This is a genomic window from Mesorhizobium sp. B2-3-15, assembly GCF_006442875.1.
Taxonomy (GTDB): Bacteria; Pseudomonadota; Alphaproteobacteria; order Rhizobiales; family Rhizobiaceae; genus Mesorhizobium; species Mesorhizobium australicum.
Window position 1 is genome coordinate 108,386 of sequence record NZ_VFVO01000005.1, and the last position, 25,792, is coordinate 134,177.

At 63.7% G+C, this 25,792-nt stretch carries 21 protein-coding genes; 18 read left to right on the top strand and 3 right to left on the bottom strand.

What is annotated here, in order from left to right; all coding sequences use genetic code 11:
* Positions 1 to 58: 58 nt before the first annotated feature.
* From FJ954_RS12210 to FJ954_RS12230, 5 genes are all read left to right on the top strand, one after another.
* Positions 59 to 1,216, top strand: a complete 1,158-nt coding sequence (locus FJ954_RS12210) for a fumarylacetoacetate hydrolase family protein (protein WP_140661451.1) — start codon at positions 59 to 61, stop codon at positions 1,214 to 1,216.
* A 295-nt stretch (positions 1,217 to 1,511) separates the two neighbouring features.
* Positions 1,512 to 2,447, top strand: coding sequence for a substrate-binding domain-containing protein (locus FJ954_RS12215; protein ID WP_015318875.1), 936 nt, complete (start codon positions 1,512 to 1,514; stop codon positions 2,445 to 2,447).
* 117 nt (positions 2,448 to 2,564) lie between these two features.
* Positions 2,565 to 3,551 carry an ABC transporter permease gene (locus tag FJ954_RS12220; RefSeq protein WP_140661452.1) on the top strand — a complete coding sequence of 329 codons (987 nt, stop codon included), beginning with the start codon at positions 2,565 to 2,567 and terminating at the stop codon, positions 3,549 to 3,551.
* Between the two features lie 3 nt (positions 3,552 to 3,554).
* Positions 3,555 to 4,346, top strand: coding sequence for an ATP-binding cassette domain-containing protein (locus tag FJ954_RS12225; RefSeq protein ID WP_015318877.1), 792 nt, complete (start codon positions 3,555 to 3,557; stop codon positions 4,344 to 4,346).
* Positions 4,347 to 4,377: 31 nt separating this feature from the next.
* Positions 4,378 to 5,400: a LacI family DNA-binding transcriptional regulator gene (locus FJ954_RS12230; protein ID WP_015318878.1), complete on the top strand. Its 1,023-nt coding sequence runs from the start codon at positions 4,378 to 4,380 to the stop codon at positions 5,398 to 5,400.
* 310 nt (positions 5,401 to 5,710) lie between these two features.
* Here FJ954_RS12230 and FJ954_RS12240 read toward each other — a convergent pair whose 3' ends face one another.
* Positions 5,711 to 6,301, bottom strand: a complete 591-nt coding sequence (locus tag FJ954_RS12240; RefSeq protein ID WP_015318879.1) for a TetR/AcrR family transcriptional regulator — start codon at positions 6,299 to 6,301, stop codon at positions 5,711 to 5,713.
* Positions 6,302 to 6,424: 123 nt separating this feature from the next.
* Between FJ954_RS12240 and FJ954_RS12245 the strand changes: the two genes are divergently transcribed.
* From FJ954_RS12245 to FJ954_RS12255, 3 genes are read left to right on the top strand one after another with little or no spacing between them, the layout of a single operon-like run.
* Positions 6,425 to 6,799: a hypothetical protein gene (locus tag FJ954_RS12245; RefSeq protein WP_246681063.1), complete on the top strand. Its 375-nt coding sequence runs from the start codon at positions 6,425 to 6,427 to the stop codon at positions 6,797 to 6,799.
* Positions 6,793 to 9,969, top strand: a complete 3,177-nt coding sequence (locus tag FJ954_RS12250) for a multidrug efflux RND transporter permease subunit (RefSeq protein WP_140661637.1) — start codon at positions 6,793 to 6,795, stop codon at positions 9,967 to 9,969. The genes FJ954_RS12245 and FJ954_RS12250 overlap by 7 nt, the downstream gene beginning before the upstream one ends.
* Before the next feature lie 15 nt (positions 9,970 to 9,984).
* Positions 9,985 to 11,136 carry an efflux RND transporter periplasmic adaptor subunit gene (locus FJ954_RS12255; protein WP_140661453.1) on the top strand — a complete coding sequence of 384 codons (1,152 nt, stop codon included), beginning with the start codon at positions 9,985 to 9,987 and terminating at the stop codon, positions 11,134 to 11,136.
* A gap of 43 nt (positions 11,137 to 11,179) precedes the next feature.
* On the opposite strand, the gene FJ954_RS12260 is transcribed toward FJ954_RS12255, so the two are convergent.
* Entirely contained in the window at positions 11,180 to 12,088 is a 909-nt protein-coding gene (locus FJ954_RS12260; RefSeq protein ID WP_140617349.1) for a LysR substrate-binding domain-containing protein, read from the bottom strand.
* A gap of 100 nt (positions 12,089 to 12,188) precedes the next feature.
* Between FJ954_RS12260 and FJ954_RS12265 the strand changes: the two genes are divergently transcribed.
* From FJ954_RS12265 to FJ954_RS12300, 8 genes are all read left to right on the top strand, one after another.
* Positions 12,189 to 12,977, top strand: coding sequence for a 2OG-Fe(II) oxygenase (locus tag FJ954_RS12265; protein ID WP_140661454.1), 789 nt, complete (start codon positions 12,189 to 12,191; stop codon positions 12,975 to 12,977).
* Positions 12,978 to 13,095: 118 nt separating this feature from the next.
* The gene (locus tag FJ954_RS12270) at positions 13,096 to 13,788 is read left to right on the top strand and encodes a GntR family transcriptional regulator (protein ID WP_140661455.1); all 693 of its coding nucleotides are present in this window, start codon (positions 13,096 to 13,098) and stop codon (positions 13,786 to 13,788) included.
* Between the two features lie 32 nt (positions 13,789 to 13,820).
* Positions 13,821 to 14,927 (top strand): mandelate racemase/muconate lactonizing enzyme family protein, encoded by a 1,107-nt coding sequence (locus tag FJ954_RS12275; RefSeq protein WP_140661456.1) that lies wholly within the window; start codon positions 13,821 to 13,823, stop codon positions 14,925 to 14,927.
* 1 nt (position 14,928) lies between these two features.
* Entirely contained in the window at positions 14,929 to 16,113 is a 1,185-nt protein-coding gene (locus FJ954_RS12280) for a mandelate racemase/muconate lactonizing enzyme family protein (RefSeq protein WP_140661457.1), read from the top strand.
* Between the two features lie 265 nt (positions 16,114 to 16,378).
* Complete coding sequence (locus tag FJ954_RS12285) at positions 16,379 to 18,043, top strand: ABC transporter substrate-binding protein (RefSeq protein WP_140617354.1); 1,665 nt, start codon at positions 16,379 to 16,381, stop codon at positions 18,041 to 18,043.
* Between the two features lie 70 nt (positions 18,044 to 18,113).
* Positions 18,114 to 19,067: an ABC transporter permease gene (locus tag FJ954_RS12290; RefSeq protein ID WP_140661458.1), complete on the top strand. Its 954-nt coding sequence runs from the start codon at positions 18,114 to 18,116 to the stop codon at positions 19,065 to 19,067.
* A complete protein-coding gene (locus tag FJ954_RS12295) occupies positions 19,064 to 19,942 on the top strand; it encodes an ABC transporter permease (RefSeq protein ID WP_140661459.1) in 879 nt (292 codons plus the stop codon). The genes FJ954_RS12290 and FJ954_RS12295 overlap by 4 nt, the downstream gene beginning before the upstream one ends.
* On the top strand, positions 19,935 to 21,998 hold the full coding sequence (locus FJ954_RS12300) for an ABC transporter ATP-binding protein (protein ID WP_140661460.1): 2,064 nt from the start codon (positions 19,935 to 19,937) through the stop codon (positions 21,996 to 21,998). The genes FJ954_RS12295 and FJ954_RS12300 overlap by 8 nt, the downstream gene beginning before the upstream one ends.
* 14 nt (positions 21,999 to 22,012) lie before the next feature.
* Here FJ954_RS12300 and FJ954_RS12305 read toward each other — a convergent pair whose 3' ends face one another.
* Complete coding sequence (locus FJ954_RS12305) at positions 22,013 to 22,915, bottom strand: LysR family transcriptional regulator (protein ID WP_140661461.1); 903 nt, start codon at positions 22,913 to 22,915, stop codon at positions 22,013 to 22,015.
* A gap of 115 nt (positions 22,916 to 23,030) precedes the next feature.
* Here FJ954_RS12305 and FJ954_RS12310 point away from each other — a divergent pair, with 115 nt between their 5' ends.
* Both FJ954_RS12310 and FJ954_RS12315 read left to right on the top strand, forming a co-directional pair.
* The gene (locus FJ954_RS12310) at positions 23,031 to 24,686 is read left to right on the top strand and encodes an ABC transporter substrate-binding protein (RefSeq protein WP_140661462.1); all 1,656 of its coding nucleotides are present in this window, start codon (positions 23,031 to 23,033) and stop codon (positions 24,684 to 24,686) included.
* 266 nt (positions 24,687 to 24,952) lie between these two features.
* The gene (locus tag FJ954_RS12315) at positions 24,953 to 25,750 is read left to right on the top strand and encodes a DUF427 domain-containing protein (protein ID WP_181177804.1); all 798 of its coding nucleotides are present in this window, start codon (positions 24,953 to 24,955) and stop codon (positions 25,748 to 25,750) included.
* Positions 25,751 to 25,792: the final 42 nt, after the last annotated feature.

The window sequence follows — 25,792 nt, forward strand, 5'->3', positions numbered from 1 at the left end:
CGGCGAAAGTGCCGCGCCGACCGGGCCAGCATTTTCGATTCAACGAGGAACCCAACTCATGACCAACCCGACACATTTGCCCGCTGAAGGCTTGTTTGTCGGCCGCGCCAGGAGCGGCGATGCCTCGCACCCCCTGGTCGTCACGGTGCGCGACGGCACCGTCTTCGACATCACATCCAGCGCGGCGCCCACCGTGCGTGACGTCTGCGAATTGGCCGACCCGGCCGGCCATGTGCGCTCGGCCACGGGCAAGCCGATCGGTTCACTCGACGATATCGCGTCCAACAGTTTCGAAGCCACGCGCGACCGGGCAAAACCCTTTCTGCTGTCGCCGGTCGACCTGCAGGCGATCAAGGCTTCCGGCGTCACCTTCGTCGTCAGCCTGCTCGAACGGGTGATCGAGGAACAGGCGCGTGGCTCGGCTGATAAGGCCGACGCCATCCGCGCCGACATTGCGGGCCTGATCGGCCATGATCTTTCGAAGCTCAAGCCCGGTTCGCCAGAGGCGATGGAGATCAAGGCCAAGCTGATTTCGCGCGGCGCCTGGTCGCAATATCTGGAAGTGGGCATCGGCCCCGATGCCGAGATCTTCACCAAGTGCCAGCCGATGGCCTCGGTCGGCTTCGGCGCCGATGTCGGCCTCCACCCGGTGTCGACCTGGAACAATCCGGAGCCGGAGATCGCCATGATCGCCGCCTCGAGCGGCAGGATCGTCGGCGCGACCGTCGGCAACGACGTCAATCTGCGCGACGTCGAGGGGCGTTCGGCGCTGCTGCTCGGCAAGGCCAAGGACAACAACGCCTCGGCCTCGCTTGGCCCCTTCATCCGGCTGTTCGACGACACGTTCTCCATCGCCGACGTGAAGCAGGCCGTCGTCCGCCTGAAGGTCGAGGGCGAGGACGGGTTTTCGCTGGAGGGGGCAAGCTCGATGGCCGAGATCAGCCGCTCGCCGGAGGAGCTGGTTGCCGCGGCCATGGGCCCGCATCACCAGTATCCGGACGGGCTGGCGCTCTATCTCGGCACCATGTTCGTGCCGTCGAAGGATCGTGGCGAAAAGGGCAAGGGTTTCACGCACAAGGTCGGCGACATCGTCACCATCTCGTCGGAGAAATTCGGCGCGCTGGTCAACCGCGTGCGGCTGTCGCCCGATTGCCCGCACTGGACCTACGGCGCCAGCCATTTGATGCGCGACCTGGCCAAGGCCGGCCTGCTCTAAGCGGCTCTTTGGGGGCTTTCGCCCTCAGAGACCGCCCAGACGTGATCGGGATAGTCCGCCCGGCTGAGCTCTCGGCGACAATCATCCGACTGCCCGGGAAAAATCATCCCGACTGATGCGATCTGATGGGGTCGCTGATGGCGCCGCGTCAGGCGCCAACTACATCTGCAGATGGAGGCTTGCCATTCGTCGAAAAAGGGAATGCTCTTATGCATCCGAGCGGCGCTGGCAAAAAGACGCAATCCGGCTGAAGCCGGAACAAGGGACGGATCATCTTCAACCGGGAGGAAATCAAATGCTGACGAGACTAAGACTTGTGCTCTACGGCCTGCTGATCGCGCTGACGGTCATTCCGGCAGCCGCGCAGGCCAAGACGTTCTACTGGATTTCACATGGCGGCCCGGCCGACCCGGTCTGGACCTACTTCCTCGCCGGCGCCAAGCAATGGGCCAAGGACACCGGCAACACGGTCAACACGTCGTTCCACAATGGCGACGTCGCCTCGCAGCAGGAGGCGGTCCGTGCCGCCCTTTCGGCCAAGGCCGACGGCATCGTCACCACCAGCCCCGATCCGGGCAGCCTGGTCGAGATCGTCAAGGAAGCGCGCGCGGCCAACGTCCCGATCATCAACTTCAACACGCCCGATCCCAAGGCCAATTTCAACGCCTATGTCGGCGGCGACAACGTCACCTTCGGCAAGCACTGGGCGCAGTATCTGGTCGACAAGGGCCTGGTGAAGAAGGGCGACTTCGTCTGGATGCCGGTCGAGATCCCCGGCGCCACCTACGGCGTGCAGGAAGAAGAAGGCATCAAGAGCGTCTTCGGCCCGCTCGGCATCACCTATGAAGTGACCGAAGCGACGCTCGACCAGGCCGAGGTGATCAACCGCATGGTCGACTACCTCACCGCCCACAAGGGCAAGGTCAACGCCATCATCGGCCTGGGCGACCTCGTAACCGGTTCGATCAAGCGCGTGTTCGACCAGGTCGGCGTCAAGCCGGGCGAAATCCCGGTCGTCGGCTGGGGCAACTCGCTCGACACCACCCAGGAAGTGCTGAACGGCTATGTCAATGCCGGCCAGTGGCAGGATCCGCAGGCGACCAGCTATGTGGCGCTGTCGCTCGCCAACATGGCGGCCAGCGGCATTCCTCCGGGCTTCAACGTCATCACCGGCGCGCTCTATGAGAAGGACACCGCGGCGGTCTACGACAAGATCCTGTCCGGCAAATAATCCGCGATCCCCTGGCGCCGCGCGTTTTCGCACGGCGCCAGATATCTTCCTGCGCCGTGGCATGCCACCCGATGCGGTGGAGCTCGCGGCCCGTCCCAACCATGTCGCGGGTTCCCAGTGGAAAATCATTCGCTCATCCAACGCCTGATCGCGCGGCCGGAATTCGGACCTTTCATTCTGCTCATCGTGGAGATCGCCGTTTTCTGGGGTTTCAACCACGACTTCCTGTCGCCGCAGAACATCTCCAACACGCTGGCCTTCACGGTCGAGCTCGGCCTGATCGCGCTGGCGATGACGCTGTTGATGACTTCGGGCGAATTCGACCTCTCCGTCGGGTCCCTGTTCGGCTTCTCGCCCGTGCTGATGTGGACGCTGTTCAATGCCGGCGTCACCTCGCTGGAAATGGGCTTCCTTGTCGCGCTGGTGGTTGCCGCCTTGATCGGCCTGGTCAATGGCTGGTTCGTCACGCAGCTCAAGATCCCGTCCTTCCTGGTGACGCTCGGCATGCTGTTGGTGGTGCGCGGCAGCGCGCTTTTCATCACCGACGGGTTTCCGCAGCGCACCTGGAGTGCCGAAGGCAGCTGGCTGGCGGAGGCTCTGGTCGGCGACTTCTTCATCGGGCCGTTCCGCATCTACATGTCGCTGTTCTGGTTCATCGCCGCGGCGATCGCGCTCGGCTTTGTCCTGACGCAAAGCCGGACAGGCAACTGGATCCAGGCGGCGGGCGGCAATCCCAACGCGGCGCGTGCCCGCGGCGTCAATGTCAATCGCGTCAAGGTCGGCCTGTTCGTCCTGTCGTCGGTCATGGCCTCGCTTGCCGGCGTCATCTCCTCGCTGCGCACATCCGCCGCCAACCCCAACAGCGGTACCGGCTACGAGCTCGAGGTAATCGCCATGGTGGTGATCGGCGGCACCGCACTCACCGGCGGGCGCGGCACCATCATCGGCACCGTGCTCGGCATCCTGATCCTGCGCGTGATGCGCAACGGCATCGTGCTGATCGGCGTGCCCGGCCTTGCCTACAACATCTTCATCGGCGCGATCATCCTTGGCATGATGGCGTTGCATTCATGGCTGGAACGCCGACACCAGGCGGGGACTTGAACCATGGCCGAGCCATTGATCCGCATGCACAACATTCGCAAGTCCTATGGCCGCGTGCAGGCGCTGGTGGACGCCAATTTCCATGTCAACGAGCGTGAGATCGTCGGCCTGCTGGGCGACAATGGCGCCGGCAAATCGACGCTGATCAAGGTTCTCTCCGGCGCGGTGCCGCTGACCAGCGGCGATATCTTCATCCGCGGCAAGAAGGTCACCTTGCGCGATACCAGCGACGCCATCGCCCACGGCATCGAGACCATCTACCAGGACTCCGCCCTGGTCACGCAATTGTCGATCGCGCGCAACCTGTTCCTGGGTCGAGAACCGATCAAGCCGCCGCGCTTCCTCAACCGCATGGACCAGGACGCCATGAACACGGTCGCCCGCGATCTGCTCAAACAGGTCGGCATCTCCAAGAACATCCCGCCGACGACGCCGATCGGCTCGCTCTCCGGCGGCGAGCGCCAGGCGGTCGCGATCGCGCGCGCCATGCATTTCGACAGCGACCTGATCATCCTCGACGAGCCGACCAACAATCTCGGCGTGGCCGAGACCCAAGGCGTGCTCAGCTTCGTGCGCAACGCCCGCGATTCCGGCCACTCCTGCATCTTCATCGCGCACAACATCCACCATGTCTTCCAGGTGGTCGACCGCATCGTCGTCATGCGCAGGGGCAAGGTGGTGGCCGACGACATCGATCCGAAGACGACAACCGTGACGGAAGTCGAGCGCATCATCACCGGCATGTCGGACAAGGACATCCGCGACGCTCTCGCCGACGGCAAGCCGGCGCACTGAGGACGTGCGGAGCGACGTGTAGGGTTGCGGCATGAAGGCTACCGTCTCCGACATCGCCAGGAACTGCGGGCTGTCGACCGCGACGGTCGACAGGGTGCTCAACAACCGGCCCGGAGCGAGTGCCGCCAACCGGCAACGCGTCATGGAGGCCGCCAAGCAGCTCGGCTATCTGCCGGTCGCCGACCAGGTGACGCTTCCCTCGAGGCCCGCAAACCTGGAATTCTTCCTGCCGATCGGCTCGAACGACTTCATGCACGACCTGGCAAAGCACATCGAGGACTACGCCTCGCGCCTGCCGCTGGTGGCGTCCTGCCGGATTCACAATCTCGCCGGTATCTCGCCCAATGCCTTGCAGACCGCGGTCGAAAAGCTGTCGCTGCGCGCCAACGGCGTCGGTGTCATCGCGGTCGATCATCCCAGGACGCGCAATATCCTGCGCGACATGGTCGAGGCCGGTATCCGGCTGGTGACGCTGGTGTCCGATATTCCGGCCGCTCCCCGCTCGGCCTATGTCGGCATCGACAACCGCGTGGCGGGGCGGACGGCGGCACTTTTGATGGGACGCTTCCTCGGTGGCCGCGAGGGGCAGCTGGCGATGGTCGTCGGCTCGCGTTCCTACCGCGGCCATGAAGAGCGCGAGATGGGCTTCCGCTCCGTGCTTGGCGAGGAGTTTCCCAACCTCACCGTCAGCAGCGCCGTCGAGATCAATGACGAGCCCGATGCCAGCTATGCCGCAACCATGAAAGCGTTGCGCAACGAGCCGGAACTGCTCGGTATCTATTGCGTCGGCGCCGGGCGCTCCGGCATTGCCAAGGCGATCCGGGAAACCAGGCCCAACCGCAAGCCGGTCTTCATCTGCCACGATCTGACAAGGGAGACACGCGGCTACCTCGTCGACGACCTCGCCGACGTCGTCATCGACCAGAACGCCAGGCTGATCGCGGAGCAGTCGGTGATCCAACTGCTCGGCTCGATCGCATCATCGGCGCCCTATCTCACCCGCAAATTCATCGAGCCGCGACTGATCTTCCGGGAAAACGTGCCCGTGCAGTGAGATCCCGCATCTCCTGGGGAACCTGACCGCCCCTGCAAATCTGCACAGCAGCTATGCACAATTCATTGTTGCCGAATCATTGGGCAACTCGTACGTTCTGGTTGTCGGCCATCTACTCCTCCCAGATGCGATGCCGACGCTGAATGGGGTGCACCTCCTCCCGCGCCACATTCGAAATCGAGCCCGCTGCCACCTCCTCCCGGCAGCGGGCTTTTTTCGTTCAGTCAACGGGAAATAGCGTGCTGCCTATAGGGCAGCAGACGTCGTTTCGGTCACGCGACCGCAAAATCACCAGCAGCCACGGCAATACTTAACCGGCGGCAGTGCCCCGGAAGGAAACGATCAGTCCTTCAGCCATCCGCACGAACTGCGTGCTCGGGCCCTCGGCACCGACGGTCTGCACGCTGACCCGCGCACCTTCAAACAGCAGCGACAGCGTATCGGCGAGAAGCTCGGCCTGGCCGATGCCGGCATCCCGGCAGAGCCCGACCAGGCGTTCGCGCTGGGCTTCCTTGAGTTCCTTGATGACGCGCCTTGCCGGATGATCGGGTTCGGTCAGCTCGGCGGCGGCGTTGGCCATGTCGCAGCCACGGCCGTCGGTGTTGAGCATGGCGGCGGCCTTGCGAACCCAGGCATGAAGTTGAGCGAGTTTGTCACCCGGATGCTCGGCCTCGAACGTTTCCCACATCGCGCCAGCTTTCAGTGCGTTGGCGCGCAGGCATTCGACGATCAGTTCGTCCTTGGATTCGAAGTGACGATAGAGCGTCATCTTGTTCGTGCCGGCAGCCTCGGTGATGGCGTCGACGCCGACGCCCTTGATGCCGTGCTTGTGGAACATGTCACGCGCCGTCTCCAGAATCCGATCCCGGGGACGAGAGCGCTCCACGACGCCGTCTGTCATCATGATCTCCTTTCGTTTCCAAAAAACCCTTGGCCACCTCTTGACTAGGGTGTTACCGGTCTGTAACTTCCTGAATGTTACTTACTGGTAACACCTATATCGTCCGTCGTCAATAACAAGGTCGTGAACTGGTCCTACCAGATCGAGATGGACGAAAAGATTGCCAATCATGCGGCCTCGGCCGGTGAAGAGATGAAAAACGGTTCGCGAGCACGGGCTGCGAATCGACAGACAAGGAGCCGGCCAATGCCACAGCGCCGCGATCTTACCATAGATGAGGCCGTCCGGGATCCGATGATCCGGCTGGTCATGAAAGCAGATGGGGTCGACCCCCGCGCGTTCGAGAACATGTTGCGTTCGCTTGCCGATGGGCAGCGTCGCGAGGTGCCGTTGCTGCGTTCACGGGAAGGGTCCCGGGACGGGCGCGGCCAGTTATCCAGGGTCGCCAGCGCCTTCGGGCGGGCAAGAGCGGCCGGAGAGGCGTGCGTGTCGTGGTAAACTTCTTCATCCATCGTCCGATCTTCGCCTCGGCGATCGCCATCATCATGGTGCTCGCCGGCACGATTTGTTATTTCCTGCTGCCCGTCTCGCAGTTTCCCGACATCACACCGCCGCAAGTCGTGGTCAGCGCCCACTATCCGGGCGCCAGCGCGCAAGTGGTGGCAGACACGGTGACGACGCCGCTGGAGCAGCAGATCAACGGCGTGCAAGGCATGACCTACATGTCCTCGACGAGCTCCAATGACGGCTCGTCGACCATCACCATCACCTTCGATGTCGGTTATTCCCTGAGCACGGCAGCCGTCGACGTCCAGAACCGCGTCTCGCAGGCCGCCTCGTCGCTGCCGGCGATCGTCAACCAGGGCGGCGTGACGATCAAGAAGCAGAACCCGAACTTCGTGCTCATCGTCAACCTGACCTCGCCCGACCATTCGGTCGATCCGGTGGCGCTCTCCAACCTTGCCTATCTGCAGGTGGTGGATCCGCTGAAGCGGCTGCCTGGTGTCGGCGACGTGCAGATTTTCGGCGAACGGCGTTATTCGATGCGCGTCTGGCTCGATCCGGACAAGCTCGCCAATCTCGGCATCACCGCGGTCGATGTGCAAAATGCCATCGCCGAACAGAACGTCCAGGTGGCGGCCGGCAAGATCGGCCAGTCGCCGGCGCCCGCCGGCACCGCCTTCGAGATGCAGGTCAACGCCGTCGGCCGGTTGAGCGACCCGAAGGAATTCGGCGACATCGTCGTGCGTGCCAACACCGACACCGGCTCGCTGGTGCGGCTGCGCGACGTCGCCCGTATCGAGCTTGGCGCCCTGCAATATTCGTCCTCGGCCTTTTTCGGCAAGGACCCGACCGTGGTGCTCGCCGTTTATCAGATGCCCGGCTCCAACGCGCTCGATCTGCAGCAGCGCGTCAAGGACAAGATGCAGGAACTGTCGGCCCGTTTTCCCAAGGGCGTCGACTATGCGATGCACTACGATACGACGCGCTTCGTCTCGGCCTCGATGCATGACGTGCTGATCACGCTTGGCGAAGCCCTGGTGCTCGTCGTCGCCGTGGTCTTCATCTTCCTGCAAAGCTGGCGCACCACAATCATCCCGACGATCGCCATCCCGGTGTCGCTGGTGGCGACGCTCGTCATCATGGAGATGATGGGCTTCTCGCTCAACATGCTCTCGCTGCTCGGCATGGTGCTGGCGATCGGCCTTGTCGTCGACGATGCCATCGTGGTGGTCGAGAATGTCGAACGACAGCTCGAGGCCGGACTGAAACCGCTGGCGGCGACAAAGGCCGCCATGGCCGAGGTCACCGGCCCGATCATTGCGACCACCGCGGTGCTGATGGCGGTGTTCGTGCCGGTTGCCTTCATTCCCGGTGTCTCCGGCAAGCTCTACAACCAGTTCGCGCTGACGGTGGCGATCTCCGTCGGCATCTCCGCCTTCAACTCGCTGACGCTCAGCCCGGCGCTCAGTGCAGCCTTCCTGCGCCATCGCGGCGAAACGCAATTCTTCCTGTTCCGCTGGTTCAATACGGGCTTCGACAGACTGTCGCATGCCTATGCCAATGGCGTGCGCATCCTTATCCGGCTGCGCTGGATCATGCTTGGCCTCTTCGCCGCCGGCCTGGTCGCCACCTACTTCGTCTGGCAAAAGCTGCCCTCGACCTTCCTTCCGGTCGAGGACCAGGGCTATTTCTTCGTCGTGATCCAGCTGCCCGACGGCGCTTCGCTGGAGCGTACCGATGCAGTGGCACAGAAGGCGCGCGACATCCTGCAGGCAACGCCAGGCGTCGACATCGTCGGCTCGATCAGCGGCCTGAACTTCCTCACCAGCGCGGCGCAGTCGAACTCGGCGGTCGAGTTCGCCATCCTCAAGCCGTGGGAGGAGCGTGGCCCCGACCAGAGCGCCTCGAAGCTCGTCGGCGACGTGCGTGGCAAGCTGATGCAGATTCCGGAGGCTTTTGCGCTCTCCTTCGATCCACCCTCCATCCCCGGCATCGGCACCACGGGCGGCTTCGAATTCGTCGTCGAGGACCTCACCGGCCGCGGCAGCACGGCCCTCAACGACGCCACGCAAGCGGTGATCGCCGAGGCCCGCAAGCAGCCTGAAATCAATCCGCAGCAGCTGTTTTCGCCGTTCTCGACCTCGACGCCGCAGTTCAACTACGATCTCGACCGCGCCAAGGCGAAGCTGCTCGGCCTCAACCTGCCCGACGTCTTCAACACGCTGCAGATCTATCTCGGCTCGCTCTACGTGAACGACTTCAACCTGTTTGGCCGCACCTTCCGGGTGACCATCCAGGCCGACAAGGATTCACGTGCCGGTGCAGCCGACATTTCACGGCTCTATGTGCGCAATGCCTCCGGCGGCATGGTGCCGCTCAGCACGTTGGGGAAACTGGTGCCGTTCGTCGGCCCGGAAACCGTGCCGCACTACAACAACAACGCCTCGGCCACCATCAATGGCGGCGCCGCTCCCGGTTATTCGTCGGGCCAGGCGGTCGCCGCCATGGAACGGGCCGCGGCGACCGCGCTGCCCAGGGATTTCGGTTTCGAATGGACCGGCATCACTTTCCAGGAGCTCAAGGCGGGGTCGATCGCGTCGGTGGTCTTTGCCCTCGCCATCGTCTTCGTCTTCCTGATCCTGGCGGCGCAGTACGAGAGCTGGGCGATGCCCTTCATGGTGCTGCTGGCGGTGCCGCTCGCCCTGTTCGGCGCGTTCGCCGCACTTTGGGTACGAGGCATGCAGATCGACGTCTATTCGCAGATCGGCTTCGTCATGCTGATCGGCCTGGCGGCCAAGAACGCGATCCTGATCGTCGAGTTCGCAAGACGGCGGCGCGAGGAAGGCCTCAGCATTGTCGAGGCATCGATGGAGGCCGCCCGGCTGAGACTGCGGCCGATCCTGATGACCGCGTTTGCCTTCATCCTCGGCGTGGTGCCGCTGATGATCGCCACCGGTGCGGGTGCCGCCAGCCGCCAGTCCATCGGCACCACCGTGTTCGGCGGCATGGTCGCCGCGACCATCCTGTCGCTGGTGTTCGTGCCGGTCTTCTACGCGGTCATCGAACAGCTGCGCGAACGGCGCGGCGGCGACGAGCCCGCTTCTCAACACACTGAACCAGCGGCCAAACCCGCCTTCCCTCCCCTGGCGGAAGCGGCCGAATAAGATTGGAGAATCATCATGCGTAAATGGAAAATCGCGTTGGGAACGGCTGTCGCGCTGGGTGCGATCTCGATGGCCAGTGTCCACCTGCTGGACATGGGCAATCTCAGCCTGAATGCCGGCACGGCCGGGGCCGCGCCGGCTCCAGCAGCGTTCGTCATGCCGGTGCCGGTGGCGAACGTGGTCAAGAAGACGATCCCGATCTATCTCGACTATGCCGCGCGGACCGAGCCGATTCGCAGCATCACGCTGCAGGCACGCGTCCCCGGCTATTTGCAGGAACAGACGGCGCAAGACGGCGCCGACGTGCGGCAAGGCGACCTGCTCTACAGGATCTCGCCCGATGACTTCCAGGCCTCGCTCGACCAGGCGAAGGCACAGGTTCAGCGCGACACGGCGACCCTCGATTATGCACGTTCCAATCTCGGCCGCGGTACTGAACTCGCCAAGAGCGGCTACCTGGACAAGGACAGCTTCGACCAGCGCACCAGCACCTTGCGCGAGGCGCAGGCGTCGCTGGCGCTGAACCAGGCGGCTGTGCGCACGGCCGAGCTCAATTTGAGCTACGCTGAAATCCACGCGCCGTTCGCTGGACGTCTGGGCCGCAACCAGGCTTCCGTGGGAACGCTGGTCAGCGTTGCCGGCACCGTGCTCAACACGCTGGTGCAGCTCGATCCGATCTACGTCACCTTCAATCCGAGCGAGACGGATCTGGCACAGATCGAGGAAGCGCGTGCCGCCGGCCCGATCGAGGTCGAGGTCCTGCTTCCCGGTGAGACCGAAGCCCACCAGAAGGGCGAGCTCACCTTTATCGACAACACGATCGATCACTCGACCGGCACGATCACCGCACGCGCCACAATCGGCAACGCCAAGTTCACGCTCTTGCCTGGCCAGTATGTTCGCGTGCGGCTGCACGTCAAACAACAGCCCGATGCGCTGATGGTGCCGCAGGTCGCACTGGGATCGAGCCAACTCGGCAAGTATCTCTATGTCGTCGGCAAGGGCAATACGGTCGACCAGCGGCTGGTTTCGCTGGGGCCGACCAGCGGCGACATGGTCGCCATCCTCAGCGGCGTCGCTGAAGGCGACCAGGTGATCACAGGCAATCTGCAGAAGATCGGCCCCGGAATGCCGATTTCGCCCCTGCCACAGAAACCGGCTACCTGACTCCCCCGCAGGCCCGGTTTCCGCGCGGCGCCCCGACCTTTTCTCAGGTCGCGGGCGCCGTTTTCACGAGCAGACCGACCAAAGCGGCGACGTCGGCGCGGTCGGCCTTGGCTGGCGGCATGAAGGCGCAATAGGGGTGACCAAGGCGCACCGAGACCGATGACAGCGCGATCAGGCGCCCTGCCTCCAGATCGGCCTGCGCCATCACCCGCTGGCCGAGGGCAATGCCCAGGCCGAGCCTCGCCGAGGCGATCGCCAGGCTGGACAGGCCGACGCGGCGGCCATGCGACGGGTCGGGCGACCGGCTGGATCCGCATGCCGCGAACCAGTCGGTCCAACTCGGGTGCGAGGCATAGTTCGGTCCCCAATTGGTATGGATGAACTGGCTCTCATGCAAATCGGTGAGCCTCGCATCGCCATTGCCGTGCCGCTGCCAGAATTCCAGCGCGCAGACCGGCAGCACCTCGTCATGGACCAGGCGGACCATCCGCAGGCCGGGATAGTGATAGTCGCCATAGCTGATGCGCACGTCGACATTCTGGCGCACCAGATCGATCGGATCATCCTCGGCTCGCACATCGATCGCCATATGCGGGAAGGCATCCAGGAGTACGGCCAGCCTCGGCGCCAGCCACAGCTCGGCAAGCGAGAACGGCACGCTGACGACTAGTCGCGTCCTCAGGCCCCCTTCCAGCATGCGCTGGCCGATCGCGGCAATGTCGCCGAGCGCGCGCGCCGTCTGCGGATAGATGGCGTGCCCGGCATCGGTCAGCGCGATGCGGTTGCCCGTGCGCACGAAAAGCTGCTTGCCGAACCAGGCTTCGAGATTGCGGATCTGCTGGCTGACCGCCGCCGAGGACACGCCGAGCTCGGCTGCGGCCAAGGTGAAGCTGCCTGACCGGGCCGCGACCTCGAAGGCCTTGATCGCATTCAGCGGCGGCAGCCGGTCCAAATCAGGCTCCTGAAGTTTTTCTTGGCCAATCCTAATAATTTCCGGCGTTGAGAGAAAGAATTTTTTGCCGTCTTCTGTGCCTAACGTTGGAGCACATGACATGAAAGACATTCTCGATCTCGACCGCTATCCGCTCGACCGTGAAGGCAGCGTCGAATGGAACCGCCTCGTCGGACAGTCGATCGCGGCGCTGGAAGCCGACGGCATGTTCAATCTCGAAGGTTTCTTGAAGCCCGGCGTCGCCGAACAGGCGGTGCGGGAGATCAAGCCGGTCATGGACACGCAATCCCATGTCCACAAGCGCATGCACAACATCTACTTCAAGCCGAGCATTCCCGAACTGTCGCCCGATCATCCCGCATTGCGCAAGGTCGAGACCGTCAGCCACACGGTCTGCGCCGACCAAATTCCCGGCAGCACGGTGATGGCGATCTATGAGTATGAGCCGCTGGTGCGTTTCCTCGCGGCGACGATGGGCAAGGCAAAGCTGCACGTCATGGAGGATCCGCTGGCCCGCACCAATGTCATGGCCTATCGCGCCGGCGAAGCGCTGAACTGGCACTTCGACCGCTCGGAATTCACCACCACCTTGCTGCTGCAGCAGGCGCAACGCGGCGGCGACCTCGAATACCGCACCGATCTCAGGTCGGATGACAACCCGAACTACGAGGGCGTCGCCCGGCTGCTCGAAGGACGTGACCCCGACGCCAGGATCCTGCGCATGAAACCAGGCACGCTGAACGTGTTTCGCGGCAAGAACACCGCGCATCGTGTCACCACGGTCAAAGGTGAACGCGAACGGATGATCGCGGTGTTCTCCTACTATGAGAAGCCAGGCGTGATGTTCAGCGAGGAGGAGCGCGTCGGCTTCTATGGCCGTGCGGCTTGACCCAGCCCTTCGCACCCCGGCCCGGGCCGCGAAGCGAAGATAAGAATTCGAGCAGAGCCTCTTGTTAGATTGTCGACAATCTGATTGTCTCTGCTCTGTTCTCGCGGGAGTGGGCCGGATGGTGAAGACGGAATTCAGTCCGATTGCCGACACGACACGCCGTGCCGAAATCGTGGCACTGCTCAGACGCGCGATCCTGACCGGTCAGCTCGAGCCAGGCCAGAAGCTCAACGAGCTCAGGATTTCCGAACAGATGCGGGTCAGCCGCGCGCCGTTGCGCGAAGCGATGCGCGAGCTGGTGCAGGAAGGCATCCTGACCAGCATTCCCTATGCCGGCACCTTCGTCATCAATGTCACCGCCAAGGACATCGACGACGTCTATTCGCTCAACAAGGTGCTCGACGAATTCGCCATCGAGCGGACGTGGGAACTGCGCGACCAGCGCTTTTTCGATGAGCTCGAGCGGCGCCACGAGGCGGTGAAGCAGGCGACGCGCGACCGCGACACCACAAGGCAGATCGAGACCGCGCTGCAACTGCATGGCCTGATCCATGAATGGGCCGACAATTCCGTGCTCTTGGAAACCTGGCAAAGGCTGACCAGCCGTTTGCAGATGTACTTCGCCCTGCACCAGCAGGCGCGCAAGGAAGCCGTGCCCGCCGAAGACGTTCATGAAACCTATGTGGCGCTGCTCAAGGGCGACGACATGCGTGCCGCCCAGCGCCACGCACGCGAGCATATCGACCACGATTTCGAAGAGCTTCTTGCCTACGCGCGCGACCTCGAAAAGCGTTCGTCGAAAGGCGCCTGACCCTCCCCCATCGCGGATAATGGATACCCCACGTGCAAATCGAAACCATCAAAGCCTATCACGTCGTGCAGCCTTTCGTAGACGGCCCCTATCGCATGTCCAAGGGGCGTGTGGCCGACTGCTTCGACGCTGTGATCGTCGCCATCAGCTCGGACAGCGGCTTGACCGGCTGGGGCGAGATGGCGCCGCTCGGCAATTTCTACTCGCCCGCCTTCCCGGCCGGCACCCGCGCCGGCGTCCCGGAAATCGCGCCGCATCTCATTGGCCACGATCCACGTGGGCTGGCGAGCATCGGCCGGCTGATGGACACGGTGTTCAAGGGCCATCCCTACATCAAATCGACGCTCGACATGGCCTGCTGGGATCTCGCGGCGCGTGCCGCCGGCGTGCCGCTGGTGACGCTGCTCGGCGGCAGGGAAAGCGACACTGCCGAACTCTACAAGGTCGTCACCCATGGCACGGTCGATCAAATGGCCGCACTTGCCAAGCGCATCGTCGAGGACGGTTTCCGCCGGCTCCAGGTCAAGGTCGGCGGCAATGTCCATGACGACGTCGAGCGCGTCATGGCGGTCGCCGCCTCGGTGCCGAAAGGCACTGTCATCTTCTGCGACGCCAATGCCGGGTGGACGCCATACCAGGCGCGGCAGTTCGCCGACGCGACGCGGGCGATCGACTATACGTTCGAGCAGCCCTGCACGACGATCGACGAAAACATGTCGGTGCGCCGCATGCTCGACAAGCCGATGGTGCTCGACGAATCCGTCACCTCGCTGGAGGCGATGCTGGAAATCCGTCGCCTCGGCGCGGCGGACGGGCTGACACTGAAGATCTCGCGGCTCGGCGGCGTCACCAAGACCCGGCTGATCCGTGACGTCGCCGTCGATCTCGGCTTCATGATCACGGTCGAGGATACCGGCGGCGCCGAGATCGACACATCCGCCATGGCTCATCTGTCACTGTCGACGCCGGAGGAGCGTCGGCTGCATGCGATCGCCTTCCATGAATGGGTGACGGTGCGCACCGCGTCGAACGCGCCGCCGGTCACCGGCAGCCGCATGGGTATTCCCGCCGGCCCAGGCCTTGGCATCGACGTCGTTCCAGACCTGCTCGGCAAGCCCTTCTTCGAAGTTGGACGCTGAGATGAAGATCCGCGGCATCAAGGCCACGCCGATCAATCTTCGCCTCGAAGCGCCCTATGCCTGGGTGTTCGGCGAACTCGACGGTTTTTCGCCTGTTGTCGTCGAAGTCGAGACCGAGGACGGCCTTGTCGGGCTGGGCGAAGCGCCGACGCCGGCAGCGGCCGCCATCATTAATGATGTTCTTGCCCAGCGGCTGGTCGGCCGCGACGCCTTCGACATTGCCGGCGCCGAACATGTCTGCCTGCCGTTTTGGACCGGCGTGCAGTCGATCAACGACCGCACCCGCATCATGGCTTTCGGCGCTATCGAGATGGCGCTCTGGGACCTGCGCGGCAAGGCCTGGAACCAGCCGCTCTATCAGTTGCTCGGCGGGGCCGTGCGCAAGGACATCCCGTTCACCGACTATTTCTCGCTGCGCGGCGATGGGGATGGTGTCAAGGGCGAGACGACGCCGGAAGAAGTCGCCGACTATTGCGTGGAACTGCACGAGACGCATGGAACGACCTTCTTCGAAGGCAAATTCTCGACCGAAGATCCGAAAGTCTCGCTGAGAATGGTCGAGTTGATCCGCGAAAAACTCGGCGACGATGCGATGGTCCGCATCGATTCCAACCAGGCCTATTCGCTCAGCACGGCGCGGCGGCTGGTGCGGCCGCTGGAAGAGCTCGGCGTGCGCAACTGGGAGGATCCGGTGGCGACATCAGAGGAGATGCGCGAACTGCGCCGCCATTGCTCGATCCCGTTCTCGACCCACAATATCGACATCGCGCGCGCCATGGACCTCAAGGTGCCGGATGCATTCGTCGGCAACCCGACCGCGCATGGCGGCATCGGCCGGATGCTGCGCTTTGTCGGCGCCTGCGAGCACGCGGGCATCGATTTCTGGTGCTACAGCGGCGACAGCGGCATCGGCAGCGCGGCCTACCTGCATCTGTGCGCGGCCCTGGGCTGGATCCGGGAGCCGAACCAGTCGCTGTTTCGTATGCAACCTATGGATATCACCGAGGAGGGGCCGTTTTGCCCCAGGAACAATACGGTGCGTGTCCCGGAAGGTCCCGGTCTTGGTGTCACCTTGTCGCGGAAAAATCTCGCGGCCTGCCATCGCGACTTTGCCGAGAACGGCCCTTGCAACAAATATCATGACCCGGCCAAGCCAGGGACATATCGCCGTTTGCCGCTGAACTAGGAGAACGACACGGGAAAGGAGACGTATTTCAAGAACAAGAGTCCGCCGCCGCGATCGATGGCGACGGCAGGACCGGACGGGTGAAAGCATTGCCTCAAGAAAATCTGACCCCCGCGCCGCAAGGATCGGATGGACCAGGGAAAACCGCATGCTACAGTCCGGTCGACTGACAACGTTGATGGCCGGGACAGGAGAACTCCACGGACTTCGTCAACTGAAAAACGCATTCATCAAACCATAAGAAACAGGGGAAGGGTTAAAACCCATGATCAAGAACTACCGCATTCTCGACCTGATCCGGCGCAATCGCTCGCCGCTCGAAAATCACCTGATCGACGGCCTCGTCGACGGCCGTGTCAGCCGCCGCGACTTCATCCGCCATGGCAGCCTGCTTGGCCTGTCGCTGCCGCTGCTTGGAGGCATCACCACGGCTGCCGGCCTTGGCGGCATGCCATCGCTGGCCCGCGCCCAGGGCGCACCCGGCGCCACCATCCGCGTCGGCAGCAGCGTGCCGGCGGCAGCCATCGATCCGGTCACCATCGCCGACGCCGGCGGCCTGGTGGTCATGCAGCAGGTTGCGGAATTCCTCTGCGTCGACGGCCCGGACCTGGTGCTGAAGCCGGCACTGGCCGAAAGCTGGAAGCCGAACGACAAAGGCACGGTGTGGACCTTCAAGCTGCGCAAGGGCGTCAAATTCCACTCAGGCGGCGAGATGAAGGCCGATGACGTGGTGGCCAGCATCGACCGCCTTGCGGACCCGGCAAACTCGTCCAACGCGCTGTCTGTGTTCACCGGCATCCTGCAGAAGGGCGCCACCAAGAAAGTCGACGACTACACGGTGGAATTCCACCTCGACGCCGCGAACGGCAACTTCCCCTACATGGTGTCGTCCGACAATTACAACGCCGTCATCATCCCGGCGAGCTACAAGGGCGACTACGAGAAAAGCTTTGACGGAACCGGCCCGTTCAAGATCGAAAAATACACGCCGAAGGTGGGCGCCTCCTTCGTCCGCAACGAGGACTACTGGGGCGAAAAGGCGCTGCCGGAGCGCACCGAGTTCACCTTCTTCGCTGACATGCAGCCGCAAATCCTGGCACTGCAGGGCGGACAGATCGACATCATCAACCAGATGCCGGTTCTCGCCGGCGTTGCCCTGCTCAACGATCCGGGCTTCGACATCATCAGCCTGAAGTCGTCGGCGCATCAGCAACTGCACATGCACTGCGACGAAGGCCCAACGAAGGATGCCCGCGTGCGCCGCGCCATCGCCCTCTGCCTCGACCGAGAAAAGCTCGCCGCCGGCCTGATGAAGGGACGCTCGGCCTTGGGCAATGACAGCCCGTTCGCCTCGGTCTACCCGTCGACCGACGTCAGCGTGCCACAGCGCAAGCAGGATATCGGGCAGGCCAAGCAGCTGATGGAAGCCGCCGGCGTCGGCCCGGGTTTCAAGATGACGCTGACCACCGAGCGCTACCTCGAAATCCCCGAGTACGCCCAGCTCATCCAGAACTGGGTCAAGGAGATCGGTATCGAGCTCGAACTGAACGTCCTCGACCAGGGCGCCTATTACGGCGATGCCGTGTTCGGCAAGTCGAACTGGCTGGATTCGGCGATGGGCATCACCGATTACGGCCACCGCGGCGTGCCGAACGTCTACCTTGCCGCTCCCCTGAAGAGCGACGGCACCTGGAATGCCGCGCACTTCAAGAACAAGGACTACGACGCGCTGGCGACCAGCTATATCGCGGCGCTCGACCTCGAGGCGCAGAAGGCCGACGCCGGCAAGATCCAGAAGCTTCTGCTCGAGGAAACGCCTGTCATCTTCGGCTATTTCTATGACTACCTGACGGCGACGGCAAAGGGCGTGGCCGGCGTGCAACCGACAGCCATGTCGCAGCTGTTCCTCGAAAAGGCATCGAAGGCGTAAGCGAAAAGGGAAAGCCAGTCCTCTAACAGCCAGCTCCCCCGGGGGGCTGGCTTTTCAAGGAGTCTTAGCCATTCTCTCCTTTTTTGCGCGGCGTGTGTCCCTGTCGCTGGTGACGCTGTTCCTGCTCAGCATCATGGTGTTCCTGGGCGGCCAGGTCCTGCCTGGCAATGTCGGGCGCGCGATCCTCGGCCCGTTCGCCGACCAACGCGCGGTCGACGCGCTCAATCACACGCTCGGCGTCGATCGCCCGCTGCTCACCCAGTACTGGAGCTGGATCTCGAACTTCGTCCAGGGCGACATGGGCACGTCCTACATTTTCCGTTCGCCGGTGGCGCCCTTCGTCATCGGTGCGCTTGGCAATTCGATGAAGCTGGCGGGGGTCGCCTTCGTGCTGGTGGTGCCGATCGGCATCCTCGGCGGCGTCATTGCCGCACTCAACCTCAACCGCCCGCTCGACCGCATGATCAGCCTCGGCGGCCTGTCGGTGACGGTGCTGCCGGAATTCGTCACCGGCATCATCCTGATCCTGATCTTCGGCGTGTGGCTGCGCTGGCTGCCGATCTCGGCCGCGTGGCCCAGGGATGCCGGCTTCTTCACCCAGCTCTATTACCTGATCCTCCCGTCGCTGCCGCTGTTCCTGGTGCTGTTCGGCTATATCGCGCGCATGGCGCGTTCCGGCATGATCGAGGCGCTCGATTCCGACTATACGCGAACCGCCGTGCTCAAGGGCCTGCCCTGGCGCACGGTGATCTGGCGCCATGTGCTGCGCAATGCGCTGCTGCCGACCATCACCGTCATCGCGACCCAGACCGGCTATCTCATCGGCGGCCTTGTCGTGATCGAGACGCTGTTCCGCTACCAGGGCATCGGCTCGCTGATCTTCACCGCCGCGCGCGGCAAGGATTTTCCGATGCTGGAATCCGGCATCCTCACCATCGGCATCGTCTATGCGGTGGCCACATTGATCGCCGACTTCCTCTACTCCGTGCTCAATCCGCGCATCCGCCTGGGGTCAGACCAATGAGCGCCGTCCAGACCCCCGCCCCCGCACAGGACGACATGCGGCGCCGCGGCGCGGTGGCCGAAGTCTTCTTCTCCCTGCTGCGCTCGCGAACGTTCCTGGTCGGCATCGCCATCGTGCTGTTCTGGGTTGCCTGCGCGCTGTTTGGCGAACATTTTGTCCCCTACGATCCGCTCGCCGACGACATCATCAACGCGCTGGCGCCGCCTTCGCGCGAACACTGGTTCGGCACCGACCAGATCGGCCGCGACGTGTTCTCGCGCGTCATCGTCGGTTCGCGCGATATCCTCACCGTCGCGCCCCTGGCGACCTTGCTGGCGACGGTCGCCGGCACCGCGCTCGGCCTGCTCACCGGCTATTTCCGCGGCCTCGTCGACGATGTCGTCAGCCGCATCCTTGAAGCCTTCATGGCGATCCCCGTGGTGATCGTGGCGCTGCTTGCCATCGTCGCGCTGGGCACATCCAAGACCACCGTCATCATCGTCATCGGCCTGAGCTTCGCGCCGATCATCGCACGTACCGTGCGTTCGGCGGTGCTGGCCGAGCGCGAGCTCGACTATGTCGCCGCCGCACAGCTCAGGCATGAGAGCGCGCTGCATACGATGTTCGTCGAGATCCTGCCCAACGTCATCCCGCCGATCCTGGTCGAGACCACGGTGCGGTTGGGCTACGCCATCTTTGCGGTCGCTACCCTCTCCTTCATGGGCTTTGGCATCCAGCCGCCGTCACCCGACTGGGGGCTCTCCATTTCCAGCAATTACGGCATGATCGGCGGCGGCTTCTGGTGGACGGTGCTGTTCGACGCGCTCGCCATCGCCTCGCTGGTGATCGGCGTCAACCTGGCCGCCGACGGCGTGCATGGGGCCTTCAATGACTGAACCCGCCAATATATCGACCAGGAAGGCAAAGGACGCGCTCGATATCAAGAACCTGTCGGTCGCCTACCGGGTCGCCGGCCGCAATCGCGCGGTGCTGCGCGATCTCAGCCTCACCATCGGCCAGGGCGAGGCCTATGGGCTGGTCGGCGAATCCGGCTGCGGTAAGTCGACGGTAGCCCTCACGGTGGTGCGCTACCTTCCGCGCAACGGCTCGATATCGGGTGGCGCCATCTCACTCGACGGCCAGGACGTGATGAAGCTCGACGCGGAGGCGCTTCGGCGCGCGCGCGCCGAAAGCGTCTCCATGGTCTATCAGGACCCGGGAAAGGCGCTGAACCCGTCGATCCGCATCGGCCGGCAATTGACCGAAATTTTCGAGCTTGGCGGCATCACGGGCCAAGCTGCCACCGATCGCGCCATCGCCATGCTGAACCGCGTGCGCATCTCCGATCCGCCAAGCGTCATGCAGCGCTATCCGCACCAGCTGTCGGGCGGCATGCAGCAGCGCGTGGCGATCGCCATGGCGCTGGCCAACGATCCCTCGATGCTGATCCTCGACGAGCCGACTACCGGCCTCGACGCGACGGTCGAGGCCGAGGTGCTCGACCTCATCGCGCAGCTCAGGCAGGAACTGTCGGCCTCGATCCTGTTCATCAGCCACAACCTCGCCGTCGTCTCCAACATGTGCGACCGGGTCGGCGTGCTCTATGCCGGCATGCTGGTCGAGGAAGGACCGACCGATGTCGTCTTCAACGATCCGCGCCACCCTTACACGGTGGCGCTGCTGCGCTGCCTGCCGCGCGGCGGCCAGCGCAAGGACCAGGGCCGGCTCGACACCATCCCGGGCTTCCTGCCCGGCATCGGCGCTGACATCAAGGGCTGCGCCTTCGCCGACCGCTGCGCGCTGGCCACCGACCGCTGCCGCACCGAATTGCCGCCGCTCTATGATCTGACCGACGAGCGCGGGAGGCGGCTGTCGCGCTGCCACTACCACGACCAGGCGCAGGCCCTGCCACGCGCAACGCCCAGCGATGTGGTGCCGCCACCCAGGCCGGCGGCAGCACCGGTGCTGCGCGTCGCTGGGTTGAACAAGACCTACGCCAGCCATGGCCATGCGCTGCGCGCGGTCAAGGATGTCTCGCTCGATCTCAGGCCGGGCGAAACGCTCGGGCTGGTCGGCGAATCCGGCAGCGGCAAGACCACTTTCGCCAGGCTGCTGCTCGGCCTGGTGCCGCCCGATGACGGCGGCAGCATCGAACTGGAGGGCAAGGCGCTGGCGCCGCGGCTGGGGGACCGCAGCGACGACCAGGTCAAGGCGATGCAGATCGTCTTCCAGAATCCGGACTCCGCCCTCAACCGCTCGCACTCGATAAGGCATCTGATCGGCCGCGCACTGAAGCGGCTGGCGGGCTTGAGCGGCAAGGCGCTGGAGGCGCGCCTCGACGACCTCTTCCGCTCGGTGCGGCTGACTGAACGGCATCTGGCCGTCAAGCCGCGCCAGCTGTCGGGAGGGCTGAAACAGCGCGTTGCCATAGCGCGCGCCTTCGCCGGCGACCCGCGCATCGTCGTCTGCGACGAGCCGACCTCGGCGCTCGACGTTTCCGTCCAGGCGGCGATCCTCAACCTGCTCGCCGACCTGCAGGCCAAGGAAGACGTCAGCTACATCTTTATTTCGCATGACCTTGGCGTGGTGCGTTATCTCTCCGACAAGATCGCCGTGCTCTATCTCGGCCGCATCATGGAGATCGGCCCATCGGAGGACGTTTTTTCCGGACCGCATCACCCCTACACCGAGGCGCTGCTATCGGCCGTGCCCAAGCTCGGTCAGACCGAGACGGCACGCATCCGGCTCGATGGCGAAATCCCCAGCGCCACCAACCCGCCATCGGGCTGCGTCTTCCACACGCGCTGCCCACGCAAGATCGGGCCGATCTGCGAACAGCAGGAGCCGCCGCTCGCCGAGGCCGAGCCGGGGCATTCGATCCGTTGCCACATTCCCTATGCCGAGTTGAGGCGGCTGCAGAAACCGGCGGCGGTCGCAGCCCTGCCGGCGTAAGCGGCCCGCATCGATCACGCCTGGCCGGTCATGCTGAAGGAGCGGTCCCCCTCGGCAAAGCCCCGATCACCGGTCCAGTCCCTTGCCAGCGTCCGCAATCCGGTCAACGCGACGTCGAGCACATCCGACGATGCGGGATTGCTGGGATAGGCGAGATAGATCGGCCGCTGAAACACCGGTGTGTCGTTGACGCGCCTCATTTCGCCACGTTCGATGTAGCCACTGACGGCACTGAGCGGCAGATAGGCCGCGGCTTTTTGCGACAACACGTGCTGCAGGCCGATGAAGACCAGCCCGGCCGAGATTGCCGGCTGCACCATGCCGGCGAAGGCACGGTCGTGCTCGATGCGGAATTCGAGCCCCCAATCCATCAGGATGTAGTTTTGCGTCCACGGTCCTGCCTGTGCGGAATGCTGGACAAGCACGACCTGATCGACGGCCAGCGTCTCGTAGACGATGCCGGGATGCGGCCGCGGCAGATAGAGAATGCAGATGTCGAGCAGCCCTTCGGCCAATTGGTCGATCGCCAGGTCGGGAAAGCTTCCTTCGAGCCGCAGCGCCACGTTCGGCCGCTGGGCCCGCATCCACACGATCCATGGCGAGGTGACGCGATCCCAGAGATAGGCTGGCGCGGTGAAGCGCAACAGCGACTCGTAACCGTCGGGAACAGCGATGTCCTGCCGCGATTGCTCCCAAGTACGGGTGATGGAGGAGGCGTGCGGGAGGAACTGCCGGCCAGCCGGCGTTAGCGTGACGCCGTCGCGATCCCTTACGAAAAGCCGGCGCCCCAACTGCTCCTCCAGCCCCCTTATCCGGGCGCTGACGGTTGACTGCGCGAGATTGAGCCGGCTGGCAGCGACCGTGAAACTGCCATGCTCGGCGACCTCCAGGAAGCTGCGCAGGTTTTCGGTATCCATGCCGTCACTCCAGCATCGAAAATTTCGATGGGCCCCATCAAAAAATATCGCTTTCCGGTCGCGGTCAACAATGACCTAAATGGCCACTCTCCCGAGGGCAACGAGGAATGCAGCCATGCCAAGGCATTTCATGACGATCGACGCCGCCCGCAAAAGCCTCACGGAAATCGAAAATTCCGCTGTCGACGAGTTGCTGGCAGGCAGGCTCGACCGGCGTGATTTTCTCCGCCACGGCAGCATGCTTGGCCTGTCGCTGCCGTTGCTTGGCGGCATTTTGGGAGCGGCCGGTTTCGGCACGCGGAAGGCCCGCGCCGAGGGCAAGCCGGGCGGCACGGTGCGCGCCGGCGTGGCCACGCCCGGCGGTGCCATCGATCCCGTCACCTTCTATGACAGTGGCAGCTATCAGCTGGTTTTCCAGACCGCCGAATTCCTTTGCATCACCCAGCCGGATCTGACCTTGAAGCCGGTTCTGGCGGAAAGCTGGTCGCCCAATGCGGACGGCAGCGTCTGGACCTTCAAGCTGCGCAAGGGCGTAAAATTCCACCATGGTGAGGAATTCAAAGCCGACGACGTCGTCGCAACGTTCGACCGGCTGGCCGATCCCAACGGCGCCTCCAACGCGCTGTCGGTGTTCAAGGGCCTGTTGTCGAAGGGTGGAACCCGGAAGGTCGACGATCACACCGTCGCCTTCCATCTCGATGCGCCGAACGGCAGCTTTCCCTATTCGGTGTCGATCGACAATTACAACGCCGTCATCCTGCCGGCGAGCTACAAAGGCGATTACGAAAAGACTTTTGAGGGTACCGGGCCGTTCCGGATGGAGACCTATACGCCGAAGGTCGGCGCGACCTTCGTGCGCAATCCCGACTATTGGGGCGAGAAGGCATTGCCCGACCGGCTCGAATTCAAGTTCTACGGCGACGTGCAGCCGCGCATCCTGGCGCTGCAGGCCGGCGAGGTCGACATTCTCGACGCGGTTCCGCTCGATGTCAGCCAGGTGGTGCTGAACAGCCCCGACATCACGGTGCTGCGCGTCGCCTCGACCGCGCATCGCCAGTTGCACATGCGCTGCGACATGGCGCCCTTCACCGACAAGCGCGTGCGCCAGGCGCTGGCGCTTAGCATCGATCGGTCCAAGCTGGTCGACGGACTGTGCCGCGGCATGGCCGCGACCGGCAATGACAGCCCGTTCGCGCCGGCCTTCCCGGCCACCGACAAGTCGGTGCCGCAACGCACGCAGGATATCGCCAAGGCCAAGCAACTCATGGAGGCGGCGGGGCTTGCCGATGGTTTCGACATCACACTGACGACGTTGCGCTACTCCGATATTCCCGGCTACGCGCAGCTGTTCCAGAATTTCGCCAAGGAGATCGGCGCCCGCATCTCGCTCAACATAGAAGACCAGGACAAATATTACGGCAAGGCCGTATTCGGCCAATCGGACTGGCTGGACAGCCCGCTCGGCATCACCGACTACGCTCATCGCAGCGTGCCGAATGTGTTCCTCAAGAGCCCGCTGGTCAGCGACGGCCCCTGGAACGCGGCGCATTTCAAGAGCCCTGCCTATGACGGCATGGTCACGAGCTATCTCAAGGCGCTCGATATCGGCGCGCAGCGCGCGGCAGCCTCCGACATCCAGAAACTGCTGCTCGACGAGACACCCATCATCTTCAGCTACTTCCCCGATCTCCTGGTGCCGGTGCGCAAGAATGTCAGCGGCTTGCCGCCGATCGCCGCCGGGCTGCTGCTCGATCGGGTGTCGCTGGGGTAGATGCTGCCAAGATCATGCTCGGCAGGCAGAAGCAATATTGGGCGGCTCCGTGTTTCGGGCGGTGAGGCTATCCGGCAACAGGCCCGCGACGAACGATGGGGGGCCATCGCTCCAACGGTTCGACACCGGCAAACGCCCACCGTACGGAAGCCCTCGCCGGCCGTCGGCCCAGCCTCATATCGTCCTAACCACGCGCCGACGACAGACAGAAACAGGAGACTACCATTCGCAAGCCTCATCTGCGCGGTCGCGGACCGCATTTCCCCGTGCTCGACACCATCGAGCAGTACGAGTTCGAGCCCGGCTATGTCGCCTTCACCATGCCGTCGCTGAAGCGGCTGCGGGTCCAGGTCGGCTCGATGACCGTTGCCGACACCACCAGGGCATTGGTTTTGTACGAATCCGACCATCTGCCGGTCTACTATTTCCCGATCGAGGACGTGCGCGAGGAATTCCTGCTGCCCTCAAAGACGACGACGGAAGATCCGTACAAGGGCGTCGCCACGCACTACTCGCTCAATACAGGCATCACCTTGGTCGAAGATGGTGCATGGCGCTATCTCGATCCGGTCAAGGGTTGTCCGCCGATCGCGGGCTACATGTCGTTCGTGTGGAGCAAGATGGGCCACTGGTTCGAGGAAGACGAGGAGATCTTCGTGCACGCCCGCGACCCGTTCCGTCGCGTCGACTGCCTGCCGTCGTCGCGGCGCGTCCAGGTCATCCTCGATGGCGAGCAGGTCGCCGATTCACGGCGCGGCGTGTTCCTGTTCGAAACCGGCCACCCTGTGCGCCACTATCTGCCGATCTCCGACACGCGCCTCGATATGCTCGCGCCCAGCCGTTACATCTCACGCTGCCCCTATAAGGGCATTTCCAATTATTATCACGTGACCACGCCCAAGAAACGGCACGAGAACATGGTCTGGTACTATCCGGAGCCGGTGCACGAGGCAGAACGCATCAAAGGACTGGTCTGCTTCCACCACGAACTGGTCGACAAGATCCTGGTCGATGGCGTCGAGATCTCAAAGGAAGCCACGGCCGCGTCCGACGGATATTTCTAGGCATGCCGCAGCCCGCTGAAGGCTTGATCGAGATATAGGTCA